Genomic DNA, 18,378 nt, shown 5'->3' on the forward strand with positions numbered 1-18,378 from the left:
AGCTATAATCTTATCAAATATCAATTTCTAAGAAGGCTAAAATTACCAGATTTACTCATTACATTATCATTTTTATCAATAATTTCTGATGTAAACCAATAGTTATTTTCAGGTAAAGGCTTTCCATTATAATTTCCATCCCAACCAAGTGTATTAAAATCAGTAATTGTGGCTACAGTTTTTCCAAATCTATCAAAAATAACAACATTTACAGATTTAAAATTAGCTGCATCTAAGCCTTTAATATTCCAGAAGTCATTTTCTCCATCACCATTAGGTGTAAAGTATTTTTTAAAACCAATTACAGAAACATTGGTTTGAATTGGTTGCTCACAATTATTAATATCTTTAACGTAAACCGTTTGTAAACCTGCTTCTACATTAGAAAATGTATAAGAAGTTGAGTTTCCAAAAAAGTTAATATTATCTAGAGAAAATTCATAATTACTATTTCCATTAACATTAATTGTCACTATGTTATTTGTTTCATCTTCAGTATTTACGATTATATCAGAAAAAGAAGGTGCTTCAGGATTTATTACAGTAAAAGATTTTGAATTAGAACATTCAATTCCGTTTTCAGATTTGTAAACAGTTAAAGAAAAATTACCTATGGTAGCTAAGATAAAATCTTGACTTGTACTTAAAATGTTACCAGTAGCATCTTTCCATTCAAAACGATTAAAAGTGCCATTTGCAGAAACAACAACTGGAGGTTTTAAAGAAGGATCAAAACAAATGGTATACAATTCTTCTAAATTTATAGTTAAAGCAGCGTTTACAATAACTTCAAAAGATTGAATTCCTGCACAAGATAAATCTGCTTCTTGACCTTTTACAAATAGGGTTGAAGTAGCAGATGTAAAAGTGTTTTCTAAAGGATTTGTATTGGTTTGTGCATCTAATCTTGTTCTGTAAAAAGACAATGTAGTACTCGAAGGTATATTTAATTGAACTCTTATAGAAGTTTCAATATCTGAGGCATTAAATTGGCCAATATTATTACCAATAATCCCATCTGAATCTTCACAAGTATAAAAATTACTAATGTTATTTAGAGGTACAAATTTAGCAGAAATGAAAAAAGAAGTTGTTTCAAAACAACCATTTTCATTCACAACTTTTACAAATATTTCTTGGTTTTGAGAAGAGTTTTGAAAATTTTCAGGATTAGGAATTTGAATATCATTATTTAAATCATCTAGAGTTAAATAAAAAAACAATTCTTCATCTAAAATTGGGTTTGTTATTTTACTTCTTATTGAAAAGAGATTAAAAATGGTAGATCCATCAGCATCATCATCACATTCTACAAGTTCTTGATTGCTTGTTAAAACTGGTAATTCATAAGCTGTAACTGTTTTATAAATTCTTGTTTTGGTATTGTTTGATAAAGTTAACAATGCTTCTACAACATAATTTCCTGGAGCAGAATACGTGTGGTTTACATTAACACCAGATGCAGAATTACCATCACCAAAATCCCAATCTATATTAATAATATTTACATATGATGCTGCTGAGAATGAAAATGGATCTACATAACATTGATTTTCACCAGAAATTTTAGATGCAAAAAGATTTGGAATAAAATTAGGCAAACCTCTAGAAACTGATAAGGGAGTTAAATTTAAGTCTGCTCTTTGGAAGTCGCATTCTATGCCTAAAACATTTGGAAAATTTATAACAGCAACTGTATTTGAATTGGTTTCATCTTCATCACTAAATGCTTTTGCCATATAAATTTTTCCATTAGAAGCTAGTTGTAGTGATCCATAATTTTCGCTAGTAGAACTAAATATATTTGTGGGTTCACCAGTTGCTTCTAAAGGAATTTGTCTTAACAAACTACTATTTCCAGAATTTAATGTGCCTGTATAATATAATATTTTAGAATCTTGAGAAAATTCTAATCCATAAGGAACTGTCCATACACCAGGACCAATATTCATAGAAAGTTTTCTTCTATATGTGATAGCTCCATTTGTTCTATCAAAATCAAATAAGTAAATTCCTTCTCGATCTTCAAAATCATAGACAGCTAAAGCAATTGTTTTTCCATCTGGAGAAGCTTTCATTACACCTTTAGACGTTGGGCTACTTGCTTCAGAAACTTCTATAGTTTCTCTTCTCGAAACTCCAGTTGCATCAACTTTATAAACACTTAAGGTATTAAATGGTTCGTTGTTTTCACTATTTTTTGTACCAAAAGCAATAACATAAACAGTATTACCATCAGCACTATACACTGCAGTAATCTTTTCTGTATAAAATATATCTAAAGGTGCATTTTTGGTAATAACTTTACCTAAAGGAAAAGTTGTAGAAATTTCGATTTCTGAATATTTTAAACCAGCAACATGACTGTTTGAATTTTCTCTTCTAGCTGTAAATAAATAATAATTAGTAGAACTACCAGGTTTTGGCACAACTATAGAATTTTGAGTATTAGAGGTTTCACCTGATAAATTATTACCATTTTCCATAACCTCATTGTTTCTATTCCAAACAGTTTCTCCATTAGAATAAAATAGAACTTGTCTGTCAACATCAGAAAAGGCAGTACAACCAATTGTAGCTTCTATTTTACTTCCATTAGAAATAGAAACAATTGTAGGCCTAAATTCTAAACCAGATTCTGAACCAAAAAACCAATTATCAGTTTGAGATTGACCAAAAGAAATTATAGGTAATAGAGATACTATTAAAAATACTATTAATATCCTCATTACCTATAATTAATTACTTTCTTAATAAAGAAAAGTTACCTCTTTTATTGATAGTCGGTTTAGTTATGTCTGAAGGAACTAGGGTAACATTGTACCAATAATCATCAGATGGTAAAAGAGTACCATTATAAGTTCCATTCCAGCCTGGACCATCAATTTGTATTTGTGCTACTAGTTTTCCATATCTATTAAATATGTTAATACTACTATTAGGGTAAAAAGTTCTATTTGCTCCTTTTACAACCCAAGTATCATTTTGTGTATCTCCATTTGGTGTAAAGAATTTTGGAAATTGTAATACAGAAACTAATAAAGTTGTATCTGGTGAACAACCATTTTTATCATTTACAATGATTTGATAAATACCACCTTCTAAATTTTCGAAAAGTGGCTCGTCTTGAAAACCTACAAAAGGTGTTCTTGTGTTTGTATCTGTATTAAGTATTGCAAATTGATAATCTCCAGGTCCTAAATCATTATTAATAGTATCTATAGAAATTGATAAATTACTTTGACTTCCTAAATTATTAGCTTCGTCTACAACAGTAACAAAACTAGGATCTAATGTTGCTACATTAGAAGGGTTTACAACAATTGTTTCTTCTCTTTCACAAAATGTAACATTATCTGTTGCAATTACTTTATAAGTACCTGCTCTTGCTACATCTAAATTATCATTAGTGCCTAAAACAGCACCAGCTTCATCTAACCATCTGTAAGAATAAACATCTCCAGGATTTTCTACAAATATGTTTAAAGGAATATCATTTAAACAAATAATTTGAGGTGTAGTTACTGTAAAATCTGGAAGAGAATTTATGATTAACTCAAAAGATTCATTAGCATTTACACATAAACTTGTTTTGTTCTGAACTCTAACAAATATAGTTTCTGTTCTATTAGAATTCGTATATGGAGAAGGTAAAGCATTAGCTGAAGAGCCAGTTTGTGCATCTGAAGCTGATAAATAGAAACTAACATTATAATCGTTTACATTTCTATTAGATCCTAAGATTTCTGGTATTTTTCCGTTTAAATCTATATTCTGAATAATTCCGTTTGTATCATCTCCATCATCATCATTGTCACAATCAGAATAAACAGATATTGGGCTTACAAATGGTTCTGGATATACTAATAATTGAAATGTTGAAAATACAGAAGGACATTGTAATCCGTTTTCATCAACAATAATAAAAAAGATGGTCTGTATTCCAGGATCGTCTGTATTAAAGTCTGCAGGAAAAGTAGTTTCTGCAGTTGTATTTTGGAAATTTGTAGGGTCAGAAATCACATTAGTTCTGTTTTCAGCATCTTGTTGAGTGATATAATATTCAACTCTAAGACCAGTTCTACCATTTAAAATTTCTGCATCTCTAGAAGTTAAATCTATATTTTGTGCAATTCTATTTCTTGGATCTGCATCTGTAACAGTAACCACATCACAAGCAATTAAATCTGTAATATTTGCTGGTACTGTTGGTATAGGCTGAATTATTATTTTAAAACTAGTATTGGCATTATAACACATGCTACCAGTTCTGTTTTCTACTCTTACAAAAATGGTTTGCTCACTTGTTGTTCCTGGTGTAAAACCAGCAGGAGCTTCATTTGTATAGTTGGTATCATTTACAATAATATCTGTGTTATTCATAGCTCCACTTTCTGTGGTATGAAAAGTTACACTGTAATCTGTTTCAGATTGGCCTAAACCTAAAATTTCTGCAACTTTACTTCTTAGATTTAAATTTGCATTTCTTCCATCAGAAGTAGTACCAGATAAAGCATCATCACATTCTTCTATATCTGTAACTGTATTTGCATTTGGTACACTATGTATTTGTAAATAAAATTCTCCTAATCCTTGGCAATCATTATTAATTGTACTAATTATTTTATAATAAATAGGAAACTGAATTCCTTCTGGAATAGTAGTGATGTCTATTTTATTTATATCGTTTCTATAATTTGTAATATCAATTTCATTTAAGTTATTATTTCTATCACTTGAATTTTCATAAAAGAAAACCTGAGTATTTGCAGGCGGATTTATGCTATTGATTATAGCAGTTCTATCCAACATAAAATTAGTGATAAAGTCTGTATCATCGTTTGCACCAGGAGTATCATTACCATCTGCATCTAATAAATCATCACAAACAGGAGGTTGTATATCATTGTAAGGATTATCTGGAGTTTGACCAACATTTATTCTTAATTCAACTAATTCATTAGAACATCCTTGGTCTGAAATTACTTTTACATAAACTACTTCAACAGTATTAACTTGAACAGGATAAGATGTAGCATCTGTAATTTGATTAGTACCATTAACATCTGTATAGTACTCGAATGTAATACCTGTAGTTTCAGAAATATTACTTTCTGCTGTGGTTAGATTTACTGTTGGATTTGTATCATTAGCATCTATACATTGGTCTATTTCTGCAGGGTTATTTTTTATAATTGGTAAAGGATTAACAGTAAGTGTAACTGCATTAGATTCTTTTTCTATACAAGTATTACCAGCTTTACTTAATAGAACTCTAAACTGATAATTATTAAAGCTTAAAGGAGTGTCTGTAATTTGTAAGTCTTTTGTAGTAACTCCATTGTAAACTGCGTCATCAATTAAATTGGTCCAATTTGCTCCATTGTCTGTAGATAACTGCCATTGAAAAGTATCTGCATTAGAATCTATAGACATTATTTCTGTGTTTAGTTCACAAAAAATAGGGTCTACAAAACTATTAATAACAATAGGTGCACTTGTAATATAATCTGCATTTGGAGTTGTATATCCATCTGTATTATTTATTACTTTTCCTTGTGCATTAACAGCAAAAGGATTAGCAAATAAAATACCAGATCCATTACCTGTAAATCCAGCCTCTATAACATCAAAACAATCATCACCATCTGCATCTAAATCTACAAAATCGAAAAAGTTATCTTGATTGGCAACTACTACAGAAGTTGCATCAGAATTTCTTAGAGCAACAGCTAATACACCTGAGTCAGGAGAAGTTTCTAAAGCATCTAAAAGTCCATTAGTACCTACATTAGCTGCAGTTGCATTGTCAATTATACCATCGTTATTGGCATCTGTTACAGTAAGTCCAGATTCAACTAAATCGTAAATACCATCATTATCTGAATCTAAATCTATAGAGTTTGGAACACCATCATTATCAGTATCTGTATTTAATGTAAAAGAATCAAAAACATCATCTAAACCATCTAAATTATTATCTGTATTAAGTAAAGTAATGGTCTGATTTGCATTTTCTAATAAGTCAGGAATTCCATCATTATCTGAATCTAAATCTAGAGCATCTTCAATTCCATCTCCATCAGTATCTCTTGAAAAGCAAGTTAATTGAATATTACCACTAAATGTAGTAGGGTTTGCTAACCCATTTGATTTAAATTCAATCGAAAATTGATTTACTTGATTTGCTACAAATTGATAAGTAGCAGTACCTGATGTAAAGGTTGGGTTTATTTTAAAATGGATTTCTGAAGCAGAAAGGTTTGTAACTCCTGGTTCAAAAGCGCCATCAAAATTTGTGTCTATTAAAAGTTGATCATCTGGATCTACTAAAGTGATATTTTTTGAATTTGGCCCAATTTTTACAATATAAAATACGTCATCGTTATTAGTAGCATCTGCAGTTTGTGTAAATTTTACATTTACATTTTGTGTAAAATCTAATTGATACAATAAATCTGAATCACTAGCATCTGGTTCTATTGTTGCTACAAAATCACCTGTATTTGTGCCTGTAAAAGAACTTGTAACTAGAGTAGAAGTCTGAGTTGCAGAGATTATTGCACTATTAGTAGTGTTATCTTGAAATATAATACTAGGACTGGCACTAGTAGTCAAATCAATATTTGCATTGCCTAAAGATTCATCACAATTTAAAATACCATCATTATCTAAATCTACATCTAAATTGTCTATTATTAAATCTCCATCAAAATCGTCTGGACATAAACTTACAGGGATTTCTGTAGAAAAGAATTGTGCACCTGTACAATTAACTGTACCTATTAATCTATATCTACCAGGTTCATTTGAGGTAGGTTTGTAATTAGCTGTTGTACTTCTTTGTTCCCAAGTATTTGTGTTTTCATTAAAATATTGCCATTCAAAACTATCAAACAAATCTGTATTTGCAGCTTCTAAAGTAACATTTGGTATACAGCTCCCTAAGGTTGCAACAGTTGTATTAAAATTTATTTCTGGTGCTGATGGAAAACCTGAATAAAATGCGCCTGTAGTTGCAAATACATTTGCATTAAAATATGCACAATATAATTCTTGATCACTAGTTACTTTAATATTACCTGATAATCCCCCGATTTTATATGTTACATAATTATTGTTACCTATTACATTAAAAGGACCAGAGACATTATTAATATTATTAATTGATTGGCCATTAATTTCTACATTAGCACCAGTATTTGTAACTATTGAAACTGTACCATCAAATATTGCATTATCAATGCTGTTTATAAAAGGAATATTATCAACATTACCCTTATTCTCACAGCTTAATGGCGGAACAAAGAATAAACTTTGGTTTGCTCTACTTCCTGTTCCTCCAATTCCTTGATATACAAAAACAGGTTTTGAAGTAGATACATACATATTACCATCAGTGCCATAACTTTCACCTTCAATAACTTGGTATTCACCTGCATTTATATTTGTAACAAAATTCCCATTAATATTTATTGCAGTATTATCTTCATGACCAACGACTAATACGTTTTCAATTTCATTAGTACCACTTCCTCTTACTAAAATATATTCAGTACCAATTTTATCAGCTCCAACAATTTGGTCAAAACCATAATCTTGGCCACCTTGAGGAGGTCTATTTATACCAAAACTTCCAGTAGCAGAACCAGAATTTACAACTATTGGTTTATCACTAGTTAATAAGGTACCATACAATGTAGCTGGATCTTCATTACCACCCATAGCTATAATAAAGCTTTCACCTTCATTTAGAGTTACTGAATTAGGTATTGGGTCGCCTGTAGGATATTGAGAACCAGTTGGGAGTCCTGAAATTAAGACAGTTGTATTATCTTCAGTTGCCATAAAAGAACCAAAAGAAGTGTGTGCAGCAGGAATATCTGGTTCATTAACCATGCCACCAAGCCTAAATACTGTTCCTAAAGCTGAACTCCCTTTACTTACAAGAGCACCAGCGTGAACAGGTATTCCATTATTTAAAGCAGAGGTTCTAACTCTAATAGAAACATAAATTACATCACTAGCTTCTATAATAAAACCTTTATCAGTAATAACACTAGAAATACCTCCATTGGTTCTGTTAATGTGTAATTGAGTATTAGGGTCAATATCTATATTACCATTAGAATCTAATATAGGTTGTTCAACTGGGTTTGAGTTAGATACTGTTCCACTATATGCTGGTAAATCAGGATTTCCAATAGGTGTTATTTTATAGGATATAGCATTAGCCTTTGGTGTTGAAATATAAATGAATTGCTCTCTAAAATTATCTCCTGAAGTTAAAGGAGGTATGTAATGTTTTTTACTAAGTTGGCTATAGGTAGATGCAAAAAAAAATATTGAGAATATAAAAAGTAAGTGCTTAAATTTCATGTTGACGTTATCAAAATCTTAATAACGTCAAATATATTTAAAAAGTATTACAAATCCCTCTTTTTTAACAATGCATATGACAAGTAAATAAAGATAAATGTCCAAACAGAAACCACCAATATTGTTGTAAATTCTACAGAGTAACTTTTTGTAAAAGTTTCACCCATAGTATTAGCTGCAGACCTTACTGCACCTAATCTAGAGAATGGTTCTTTAATAAGGTTTGTCATAGCTTCTAAAGGTAAAAATTGCATAATACTATCAACTCTATCACCTGTGTTTTCTATGTCTTTAAATTGCCAATATAAATAGCCTTTAAACATACTTTCTGCAATTAGCCAAACAAACATTGCACCTACTGCAAATGCAGAACGTTTTACTAAAATGCCCAAGAATAATCCAAAAGAAAAGAAACCTACTAATTTTATAAAAAAGGCTAATAAGTATTCTAAGTCAGATGTAATTATTGCCAATTCATTATAATCTGAATAAATTAATCCTAAAACTAATGAAACAATAAAAACAAACACTGTAGATATTGCAGCAAATGCAATTACTGTGTAAAATTTAGATAATATAAATTCTTTTTTACTTAAACCATCTATTAAATTTTGTTTTAAAGTTTTGTAACTATATTCATTAGACATCATAGAAACAATAACCAAAAGCAAAAAGAATTTTAATATGGCAGCAATGTAAGTATTAAAATGCCAGATATATGGAAAATTAAAAATCCCTGCATCTGCTAGATGTAATTTAAAATCACCAAATTCAAATTTAATGGCTGCTATTAATGCAATTGAAGTTAATAAGCCAAAATAAATAATAGATAAAACTTTACTAGCTTTATTGTATTTTAATTTATGAAATTCTATAGTAAGTAGTCTAAACATGACTTTATTTTTTGTTGATTAATTGTTGTTGGTTAAATCTAAGAATTGCTGTTCTAAGCTTGGTTTACGTTTTACTAAATGCGATAAAACAAAACCTTTTTCAAACAAAAATTTATTAATTTCTGTTGCAGTAATCTCTTTACCTAAAGTAGCAATAACAGTTTCTTGTTCTTTGGTAACTTTACTTATAGCTTCATGTGTTTCTAAAAGCGCTATTAATTTTTCTTCATTAACATCAACTTTTAGTTCTAATAAACCATTAGAAGCTGTCATTTCATCAACTCTACCACTATATAATTTTATGCCTTTTCTAATTACAACAACATGAGAACATACTTTTTCTACTTCATCTAATAGGTGAGAGGCTAATAAAATAGTGGTTCCATTTGCTGCAATTTTTTTGATGATTTGACGAATTTCATGAATTCCTTGTGGATCTAAACCATTAGTTGGTTCATCAAGTATTAAAATTTCTGGATCATTTAACAATGCAGATGCAATTGCTAAACGTTGTTTCATACCTAAAGAATAGGTTCTAAACTTACTATCTCTTCTTTCAAAAAGGTTTACAATCTTTAATTTCTCATCTATCTTATCTGAAGAAACTCCTTTAATTTTACAAATTAAATTTAAGTTTTGAACAGCAGTCATGTATGGATAAAAGTTAGGACGCTCTATAATTGCACCTACTTTTTTTAAAGCTTCATGCGTAGATAATTTACCATCAAACCAAGAAAACTCTCCTGATGTTCTATTTACCACATTTAAAATGATACCTAATGTGGTTGATTTTCCACTTCCATTAGGACCTAAAATTCCATACACATTTCCCTTTTGTATGTCAAAAGATAAATTGTTTACTGCATGAACTTTACCGTATTTTTTATCTAAATTTTTGAGAGATAAGATTGTTTCCAAAGAAATTGATTTAGTCAGTTATACAATGTAAGACGACTAATTTACAATTTTGTTACGAAAAAGCTGAATGTTTGTTGCAGGATGTTTGGAGCTGAATTTTGATTGATAAAAGAAAAATGTTAGCTACACTAATAAAGAAATATGATTTTATTGCAAACTTTATTTTTGAGTATAGATTTTAAAAAATATAATGAAATTTTCACACATCACACATCACACATCACACATAATTAATACTCATTAAAATCAAAATCGTCAAAATGGTCAAATTCGTCATTTAAATCATCTTCCTCTTCTAAACTTTCGGCTTTAAATTCCTTTTCTGGTGCAGTTTCTGGTACTTCACCCACTGTTAATATAGTTTGTGGTAAATCTTCTCTTTTTTCTGAATTTATTTCTACAACATCTACATAAAATGTCCACATATTTAGAAAATCATAAACATAAATAAGCTTATCATTTTCAAGAGGTAAAGTTTCATTTAAAATACAGGTTTGCATAGAAACTTCTTCACCTGCTTCAGCCATATTAAACAAAGGAATTTCTTCACCTTGGTTCCATTCATCATCAGTTCTATAAAAAGAAGCCATTTCTTGGCCATCAAAACCAAAAGCATTGGTAATTGTATTGTGTAAAGTTTCAAGATTTATATAATCATCAACTAAAATAGTTCTTATAACATCTTCTTTAGTATCTAAAATAACGCGTACTTTATACATATTTTTTGTTGGGAATTAGTTAACAAAAATACAACATTTTATGCGTATTTTTACTCTGTAAATCTTTATAAATGGATAAACAAAAAACACTCTCTATTTTAAATAGTATGAACAAAAATACGTTAATGGAAACATTAAGTATTGAGTTTATAGATGTTGATGAAAATATGGTTATGGCTAAAATGCCTGTTAATGCTAAAGTACATCAACCTTATGGAATTTTACATGGTGGAGCAACAGCTGCTTTAGCAGAAACTGTTGGAAGCTGTGCTTCAGCTTTATTTATAGATACAAAAAGCAAAATAGTTAAAGGTATTGAGCTAAGTATAAATCATTTAAAAAGTAAAAAAGAAGGTACTGTTTTTGGTATTGCAAAACCTATTCATAAAGGAAGAACTACTCATCTTTGGGAAATTAGAATAGAAGATGAAGCACAAAATCTTATTTCTTTATGTAAACTAACCAATATAGTTTTAGATAAAAATTAATTAGAAAAATTATTGATTTGAAGATTTTTGATAAAATTAATAAAAACTATCATCTAAAATTACCATTTGTAGCCTACAGGAAACCTAACAAAAATAAGGTTTTAGGTAAATTTTTAAAAACCGATGATTTAGTTTTTACATCTTCTTTTACTGAGTCTGGTTTTGTTTTTGCTCCTTTTGACGAACAAAGAAATACAATACTTTTTTTAGAAAAAGAAGCTGAATCTTTAGAAGAGGATTATATAGAATCTGTAAATACGACTGAAAATTTTTCATTTACTGAAAATAATTCATCCAAAGAAGAACATATAGCATTAGTAGAGAAAGCAATAAAGCAAATTGAAAATTCGGATCTTAAAAAAATTGTAGTTTCAAGAAAAGAACAATTGCAATTAAAAGAATTTGATATTATTAAGATCTATCAAAAACTACTTGATAAATATAAAACTGCTTTTGTATATGTTTGGTATCATCCAAAAATAGGTTTATGGTTTGGTGCTACACCAGAAACGTTATTAGAAATAAAAGATAATAATTTTAAAACCATGTCTTTAGCTGGCACTCAACCCTATAAGAATGAAGAAAATGTAGTTTGGGGAAATAAAGAAATTGAAGAACAGCAATTAGTTACAGATTTTATAGAAAATCAAATTAAAGACATAGCAGAAAATATATTTATAGAAAAAGCGAAAACAGTAAAAGCAGGAACATTACTACACTTAAAATCAAAAGTTAAAGGAGAACTGAGTAAAAGTTCGTCTTTTATTAGTTTAATAAAAGCATTGCACCCAACACCAGCAGTTTGTGGTTTGCCAAGAGAAAAAGCAAAAGCATTTATTTTACAAAATGAAAATTATACAAGAAGCTTTTACACTGGTTTTTTAGGTGAAATTAATAAAGTAGATGACCAAAATTCATCTCATCTTTTTGTTAATTTAAGATGTATGGAGGTAACTAACAATATCGCTTCTATTTATGTTGGTGGTGGAATTACTAAAGATAGTATCCCTTTAAAAGAGTGGCAAGAAACTATTTCTAAAACTGCCACAATGAAAAACGTATTACAATAAAAAACCGCAAGCAATTAAGCTTACGGTTTTTAGTGTAAATCGAATTTGAATTAATACGTAAAATTATATAGAAAATTTTCTTGAAGACTAAATATCGTCAAAAGAAATATCTGTAAAACTTTCTGTAGATTTTTGCTCTGTTGATGTTTCTTCTTTTTTGAAGTCTTTTTGATGACGTTCGCTAATCACTTCATCACCTTTTTCATCAACAATATAATCTGTTGCTTTTTTTAACATCTCTTTAAAGTCTGTAAAGTCTTCTTTATAAAGATATATTTTATGCTTTTGATAATGGAATGAACCATCATCGTGAGTAAATTTTTTGCTTTCTGTTATAGTTAAATAATAGTCTTCTGCTTTTGTTGCTCTTACATCAAAAAAATAGGTTCTTCTTCCAGCTCTTAAAACTTGTGAAAAAATTTCTTCCTGTTCAACTCTCTCAGCCATAATTTTTAAATAATCGTTATCATTAATCAGTTACAAACACAAATCTAATAAAATATTTTACTTGGCAAAGCGTAAGATTAATTTTCTTTTTCTAAAAGTTGTTGTTCATATAAATCTTTATAGTATCCTTCTTGGTTTACTAATTGATTGTGAGATCCTTGTTGTATAATTTTACCATCGTCTAAAACAATTATTTTATCTGCATTTTTAGCAGATGACACTCTATGACTTATGATAAACGTAGTTTTACTTTTAGAAACTCTTTCTAAATTTGATAGTATTTTTTCTTCGGTTTCTGTGTCTACAGCAGATAAACAATCGTCAAAAATTAGAATTTTTGGATTTTTAATAATTGCTCTAGCAATAGAGACTCTTTGTTTTTGACCTCCAGAAAGTGTAACACCTCTTTCACCTAAAACAGTTTCATATCCTTTAGAAAATTCAACAATGTTTTTATGTACATCAGCATTTTTAGCTGCAGTAATTATTTCTTCTTCTGTTGCATCTTGCTTACCAAATTTTATATTGTTTCCTATAGAATCAGAAAATAAAAATGGATCTTGAGGTACAAAGCCTATTTGATTTCTTAAATCGTTTAAATTTACTTTTTCGATACTAATGTCATCCAAAAATATTTCTCCTTCAGTAGTATCATAAAGTCTAGCTACAAGCTCTATAATGGTTGATTTACCAGAACCAGTTTTTCCTAAAATGGCTAAAGTTTCTCCAGATTCAACTGTAAGATTTATATTCTTTAAGGCAGTTATATTAGTGTCATCATAAGTAAAACTAACATTTTTAAATTCAACCTTACCATTTATTTCTGAGGCATTTGGATTGGTGTTACTGATTTCTGGTTTTTCGTCTAAAAATTCATTAATTCTTGCTTGTGAAGCTTCAGCTTGTTGAATCATAGAAGTTACCCAGCCAACAACAGCAACAGGCCAAGTTAAAATGTTTACATAAAGTAAAAATTCTAAAACTACACCAATTTTAATTTCGTTATTAATGTATTGCATACCACCAACATAAATAACTATTAGGTTACTAATACCAATTAGTAAAATCATTGTTGGAAAAAACAATGCATTAGCTTTTTGTAAATCAATATTTTTCTCTTTGCTTTCATTGGCAATTTCATCAAAATCTCTAATGATAGAAGTTTCGATTCCATAAGATTTTAATACACCTATTCCAGAAAAAGTTTCTTGATTAAAAGTGGTAAGTTTAGATAAATATTGCTGTACAATTGTACTCCTTTTATGTATTACTCTGCTTAAAATAAATATAGAAACAGACAATAAAGGAAAAGGAATAAGTGTATACAAAGTTAGCTTTAAATCAACTTGAACCATTTGTGTAAAACCAACTACGAAAAGCACAATCATATTCATGCTATACATAATTGCAGGTCCCACATACATTCTTACTTTAGAAACATCTTCACTAATTCTGTTCATTAAATCTCCAGTCCTATTTTGTTTATAGAAATTAAGAGATAGTCTTTGGTATTGAGCATAGATTTCATTTTTTAAATCAAACTCAATTAATCTAGATGTTACTATTATAGTTTGTCTCATTAAAAAGGTAAAAAACCCACTTAAAAGCGCAACACCTATAATAATAAGAACATTAATAAGTAAATCGTGTTTTACTTCATCAATAGTAATATTTGCTCCGTTTTTATATTCGTCTACTGTGTTTAGAGAGTTACGAATAATTTGAGGAATTTTTAATGCCAATAACTTAGAGAGTACTGTAATTAGTAGCCCTAAAAGTATTCGCCATTTGTATTTAGAAAAGTATTTATTTAGATACTGTAAAGCTTTCAATTAAAAAGTTTTAAAATAGACAACGAAGATACAAGTTTAAAAAAGAATTTTTTACTTAAAAAAGACTTAAAAATTAAGGTCTAAATTTAAAATAATAGTACTTTTGTCCTGCAAAATTAAAAAGCAATTCTATAAGTTCTTTATAAGATGATAAACAGAAGACACATTCGTGTAAAAGTAATGCAATCTGTATATGCTATGCAGCAATCTAAAAATGATGACCTTTTAAAAGAGGAAAAGTTTTTGAAGCATAGTATTTTAAAAATGTTTGATTTATACGTACTAAACATTCAACTTTTAGTTAAAGTACAAGATTTAGCAGCTAAAAAGATTGAACTTTCTAAGAAGAAAATTTTAGCAACAGCAGAAGATTTAAAGCCCAATACAAAATTTGTAAACAACTCAATTATTAATGCAATAAGAGAAAGTGTTAGTTTAGAAAGTTATTTACATGTTAATAAATTAGAAAATTGGGATTTAGATGATGAGTATGTAAAAATTATTTTTGAAGAATTACAAAAGAGTGATTTGTATCAAAAATATTTAGATACTGTAGAAAACTCTTTTAAAGTAGATAAAGCTTTTGTAATTGACTTTTTTAAAGAAATAATAGCTCCTAATGAAAAATTAGCTGAGTATTATGAGGATAAAATGATTTCTTGGGTAGATGATATTCCATTTGTAAATACTTGGGTAGTAAAAAGTTTAAGTAAACAAAAACCTAATAAGCCATTTTTGTTAGGGTCTTTATATAAAGATAAAGATGATGAAGATTTTGTTTCTGATTTGTTTAAAAAAACAATGCTACATCAACACACATTTGAAGAAGATATAGCAGAAAAAACGCCAAATTGGGAAAAAGAAAGAATTGCAGAGATCGATATGATTTTAATTAAAATGGCAATTACAGAATTTTTACACTTTGCATCTATTCCTGTTAGAGTTACAATAAATGAGTATATAGAAATTGCAAAAGATTACTCAACCCAAAAAAGTGGTTACTTTATAAATGGAGTTTTAGATAAATTATCAAAAGATTATTTATCTCTTAAAAAAATTAAAAAAATAGGAAGAGGTTTATTATAAAATTGTAAACGCGAATTAATTTATTATTTTTACTAAAATTTTTAAAAAATGAAAAAAATAGCAATTCTAGTATGTTTTTTAGTTAGTGGATTAGTATTAACTTCTTGCGATAATGGTAAAGCAGCAGCAAAAATTAATGCAGACAATTTAGAAAACGCAAAAAATAGAGACGTAGAAATTAAAAATGGAGCAGCATTAATTGCTTTTGATAGATCTGTGCATGACTTTGGTACAGTTACAGAAGGTGATGTAGTAGAAACTGTTTTTAAAGTAACTAATTCTGGTAAAACAGATTTAATTATAACAGACGCACAAGTTACTTGTGGTTGTACAGTGCCTGTTTGGCCAAAAGCACCAATAAAGCCAGGACAAACAGAAGATATTAAAGTTAAATTTAATACTAGTGGTAAAACAAACAGACAACAAAAAAATATTACATTAATTACTAATACTGAATCTGGAAGAGAAATTTTAACTCTTAAAGGGATGGTTTCACCAAAAGAAAACTAATTTATGATTTTCACAAAATTAATATTGCAAGCAGATTCAGGTTCCTTAGCTAGCATGTTGCCTTTTTTGGCAATGATTGCTGTCTTATATTTCTTTATGTTAAGACCTCAAATGAGAAAACAAAAGAAAGAAAAGTCTTTTCAATCTGAATTAAAAAAAGGATCAAAAGTAGTTACTTCTAGTGGAATTCATGGTAAAGTTGTAGATATACATACCAATGACAATACAGTAACTATAGAAACAGGAGCAGGTAAAATTAAATTTGAACGTTCTGCAATTTCAATGGAACTGAGTAAAAAATATTTGCCAGAAGTAAAAAAGTAAAACAAATACATTTTAAAAAAGAGCTTTTGTAATATTACAAAAGCTCTTTTTTTTATTATCTATTTTGTTTAGATTGCATTAAAATGATAATAACTTGAAAGCTAAAAATAAAATACCAAAAACCTTTTTTATATTTCTTATTGCTTCTGGCTTTATTTGGCTTTTAATAACTTTCTCTAAAGAATATTCTAGTAGAATAACTTACAATATTAATTACAGTAAAATTCCACAAAACAAACTATTACAAGAAAAGCCTTTACAAGAGTTAACTCTTGCTATTAAAGGAACTGGTTTTAAGATATTTACTTCTAACATAAATAAAAAATCAATAACTTTAGATGCCTCTAAATTAACAAGCAGAGGTAATTCTAAATATTATTTTTTATTAAGAAATCAGATTACTTCTATTAAGAATCAGGTTCCTTCTGGTATAGAGGTTTTAAACTTAGAAATAGATACAATTTATTTGAATTTAGGATCTTTAAAATCAAAAAAAATTGCCTTAAAACCTAATTTAGATTTAGAGTTTCATATTGGTTATGATTTATTGAATGAAATAAAAATAACTCCAGATTCTGTTTTAGTTTCTGGTCCAGAAAATCAAATAGATACTTTACGTTTTTTAAATTTAAAAGAACTTTCTTTAATAGATGTAAAAAATGATTTTACAAATACAGTTGATATAGAAATTCCAAGTAGTTTATCTGGACTAAAATTAAGGTTAAAAAAGGCAAGTATTTCAGGAGAAGTAGATAAGTTTACAGAAGGTTCTTTAACTGTACCATTTACAATTAAAAATGTACCAGATAGTATCAATATTACTACACTTTCTGAAAAAGTTAATGTAAAATTTGTTACTGCACTTTCTAATTTTAATAAAATTTCTGAGAATTCTTTAAAAATTGAATGTGATTATTTAGCTACAAAAGAAAATAATTTAAATTACTTAATACCTAAACTTATTTTTAAACCAGATTATATTAAAAGTTATAAAATAATACCAAATAAAATTGATTTTTTAATACGTAAATAGCTTATGATAGTTGGTTTAACAGGTGGTATTGGAAGTGGTAAAAGCACTGTAGCAAAAATGTTTGCTGAGCATAATAATGTGGCTATTTATATTGCAGATAAAGAAGCAAAAGAGTTAGTAAACTCCTCTAAAACAATCAAAACTAAAATTATTGATGAATTTGGAGATAAGTCTTACAATAAGGATATTTTAAATAGAGAGTATATCTCTAATATTGTTTTTAAAAACCCAGAGAAACTTCAAAAATTAAATAAAATCATACATCCAGAAGTTAGAAATCATTTTTTAAATTTTAAAAAATTAAATGTAAACAAAAGCTACATTGTATACGAAGCTGCAATTTTATTTGAAGCAAAAGCTGATTTACTTTGCGATAAAATAATTACTGTTTTTACAGATAAAACTACACGTTTAAAAAGGGTAATGCAAAGAGATAATATCTCTAAACATGAAGTGGAAAACAGAATGCAAAATCAATGGGATGAAAGCAAAAAAATATTGTTATCAAATTACGTTATTTGGAATGATGATTTAACAAAAACACAACTTCAAGTTAAAAAAATCCATAATATTTTAACAAATAATCGTAAATTGGTTTAAATATATTCAATCAATTTGTTAAATTTCTCTTAAAACCATAGAGAAATTGTTAATCAACGTTAAAAAAAATAACTTCAAT

General features: G+C 28.3%; 14 protein-coding genes. 7 read left to right on the forward strand and 7 right to left on the reverse strand.

All coding sequences use genetic code 11. From position 1 onward, the window contains the following. Positions 1-20: 20 nt before the first annotated feature. The 5 genes from ACFOWD_RS09270 to ACFOWD_RS09290 all read right to left on the reverse strand — a co-directional run bounded on the left by ACFOWD_RS09270 (position 21) and on the right by ACFOWD_RS09290 (position 10,909). A complete protein-coding gene (locus ACFOWD_RS09270) occupies positions 21-2,729 on the reverse strand; it encodes a T9SS type B sorting domain-containing protein (protein ID WP_377410001.1) in 2,709 nt (902 codons plus the stop codon). A 13-nt stretch (positions 2,730-2,742) separates the two neighbouring features. Then, positions 2,743-8,379 (reverse strand): T9SS type B sorting domain-containing protein, encoded by a 5,637-nt coding sequence (locus ACFOWD_RS09275; RefSeq protein ID WP_377410003.1) that lies wholly within the window; start codon positions 8,377-8,379, stop codon positions 2,743-2,745. Between the two features lie 47 nt (positions 8,380-8,426). Beyond that, positions 8,427-9,272, reverse strand: coding sequence for an ABC transporter permease (locus ACFOWD_RS09280; protein ID WP_377410005.1), 846 nt, complete (start codon positions 9,270-9,272; stop codon positions 8,427-8,429). A gap of 18 nt (positions 9,273-9,290) precedes the next feature. After that, positions 9,291-10,190, reverse strand: coding sequence for an ABC transporter ATP-binding protein (locus ACFOWD_RS09285; RefSeq protein WP_377410007.1), 900 nt, complete (start codon positions 10,188-10,190; stop codon positions 9,291-9,293). A gap of 230 nt (positions 10,191-10,420) precedes the next feature. After that, a complete protein-coding gene (locus ACFOWD_RS09290) occupies positions 10,421-10,909 on the reverse strand; it encodes an IS1096 element passenger TnpR family protein (RefSeq protein ID WP_377410009.1) in 489 nt (162 codons plus the stop codon). A gap of 71 nt (positions 10,910-10,980) precedes the next feature. On the opposite strand from ACFOWD_RS09290, the gene ACFOWD_RS09295 reads away from it, so the two are divergent. After that, entirely contained in the window at positions 10,981-11,397 is a 417-nt protein-coding gene (locus tag ACFOWD_RS09295) for a PaaI family thioesterase (protein ID WP_377410011.1), read from the forward strand. Positions 11,398-11,414: 17 nt separating this feature from the next. Continuing rightward, on the forward strand, positions 11,415-12,467 hold the full coding sequence (locus ACFOWD_RS09300; protein WP_377410013.1) for an isochorismate synthase: 1,053 nt from the start codon (positions 11,415-11,417) through the stop codon (positions 12,465-12,467). An 87-nt stretch (positions 12,468-12,554) separates the two neighbouring features. Here the strand turns inward: ACFOWD_RS09300 and ACFOWD_RS09305 are convergent, their stop codons facing one another. Both ACFOWD_RS09305 and ACFOWD_RS09310 read right to left on the reverse strand, forming a co-directional pair. Continuing rightward, entirely contained in the window at positions 12,555-12,914 is a 360-nt protein-coding gene (locus ACFOWD_RS09305; protein ID WP_298993557.1) for a PUR family DNA/RNA-binding protein, read from the reverse strand. Positions 12,915-12,991: 77 nt separating this feature from the next. Beyond that, complete coding sequence (locus ACFOWD_RS09310; protein WP_377410016.1) at positions 12,992-14,746, reverse strand: ABC transporter ATP-binding protein; 1,755 nt, start codon at positions 14,744-14,746, stop codon at positions 12,992-12,994. 147 nt (positions 14,747-14,893) lie between these two features. Here ACFOWD_RS09310 and nusB point away from each other — a divergent pair, with 147 nt between their 5' ends. From nusB to coaE, 5 genes are all read left to right on the forward strand, one after another. Further along, positions 14,894-15,832, forward strand: coding sequence for a transcription antitermination factor NusB (gene nusB / locus ACFOWD_RS09315; RefSeq protein WP_298993554.1), 939 nt, complete (start codon positions 14,894-14,896; stop codon positions 15,830-15,832). Between the two features lie 48 nt (positions 15,833-15,880). Then, positions 15,881-16,342 (forward strand): DUF1573 domain-containing protein, encoded by a 462-nt coding sequence (locus tag ACFOWD_RS09320; protein ID WP_298993552.1) that lies wholly within the window; start codon positions 15,881-15,883, stop codon positions 16,340-16,342. A gap of 3 nt (positions 16,343-16,345) precedes the next feature. Then, positions 16,346-16,666 (forward strand): preprotein translocase subunit YajC, encoded by a 321-nt coding sequence (gene yajC, locus ACFOWD_RS09325; protein WP_377410018.1) that lies wholly within the window; start codon positions 16,346-16,348, stop codon positions 16,664-16,666. Positions 16,667-16,760: 94 nt separating this feature from the next. Then, positions 16,761-17,699 carry a hypothetical protein gene (locus ACFOWD_RS09330; RefSeq protein ID WP_377410020.1) on the forward strand — a complete coding sequence of 313 codons (939 nt, stop codon included), beginning with the start codon at positions 16,761-16,763 and terminating at the stop codon, positions 17,697-17,699. 3 nt (positions 17,700-17,702) lie between these two features. Further along, on the forward strand, positions 17,703-18,299 hold the full coding sequence (coaE, locus tag ACFOWD_RS09335; RefSeq protein ID WP_377410021.1) for a dephospho-CoA kinase: 597 nt from the start codon (positions 17,703-17,705) through the stop codon (positions 18,297-18,299). Positions 18,300-18,378 lie beyond the last annotated feature (79 nt).

The organism is Polaribacter marinivivus, assembly GCF_042651285.1.
GTDB classification, from domain to species: Bacteria; Bacteroidota; Bacteroidia; order Flavobacteriales; family Flavobacteriaceae; genus Polaribacter; species Polaribacter marinivivus.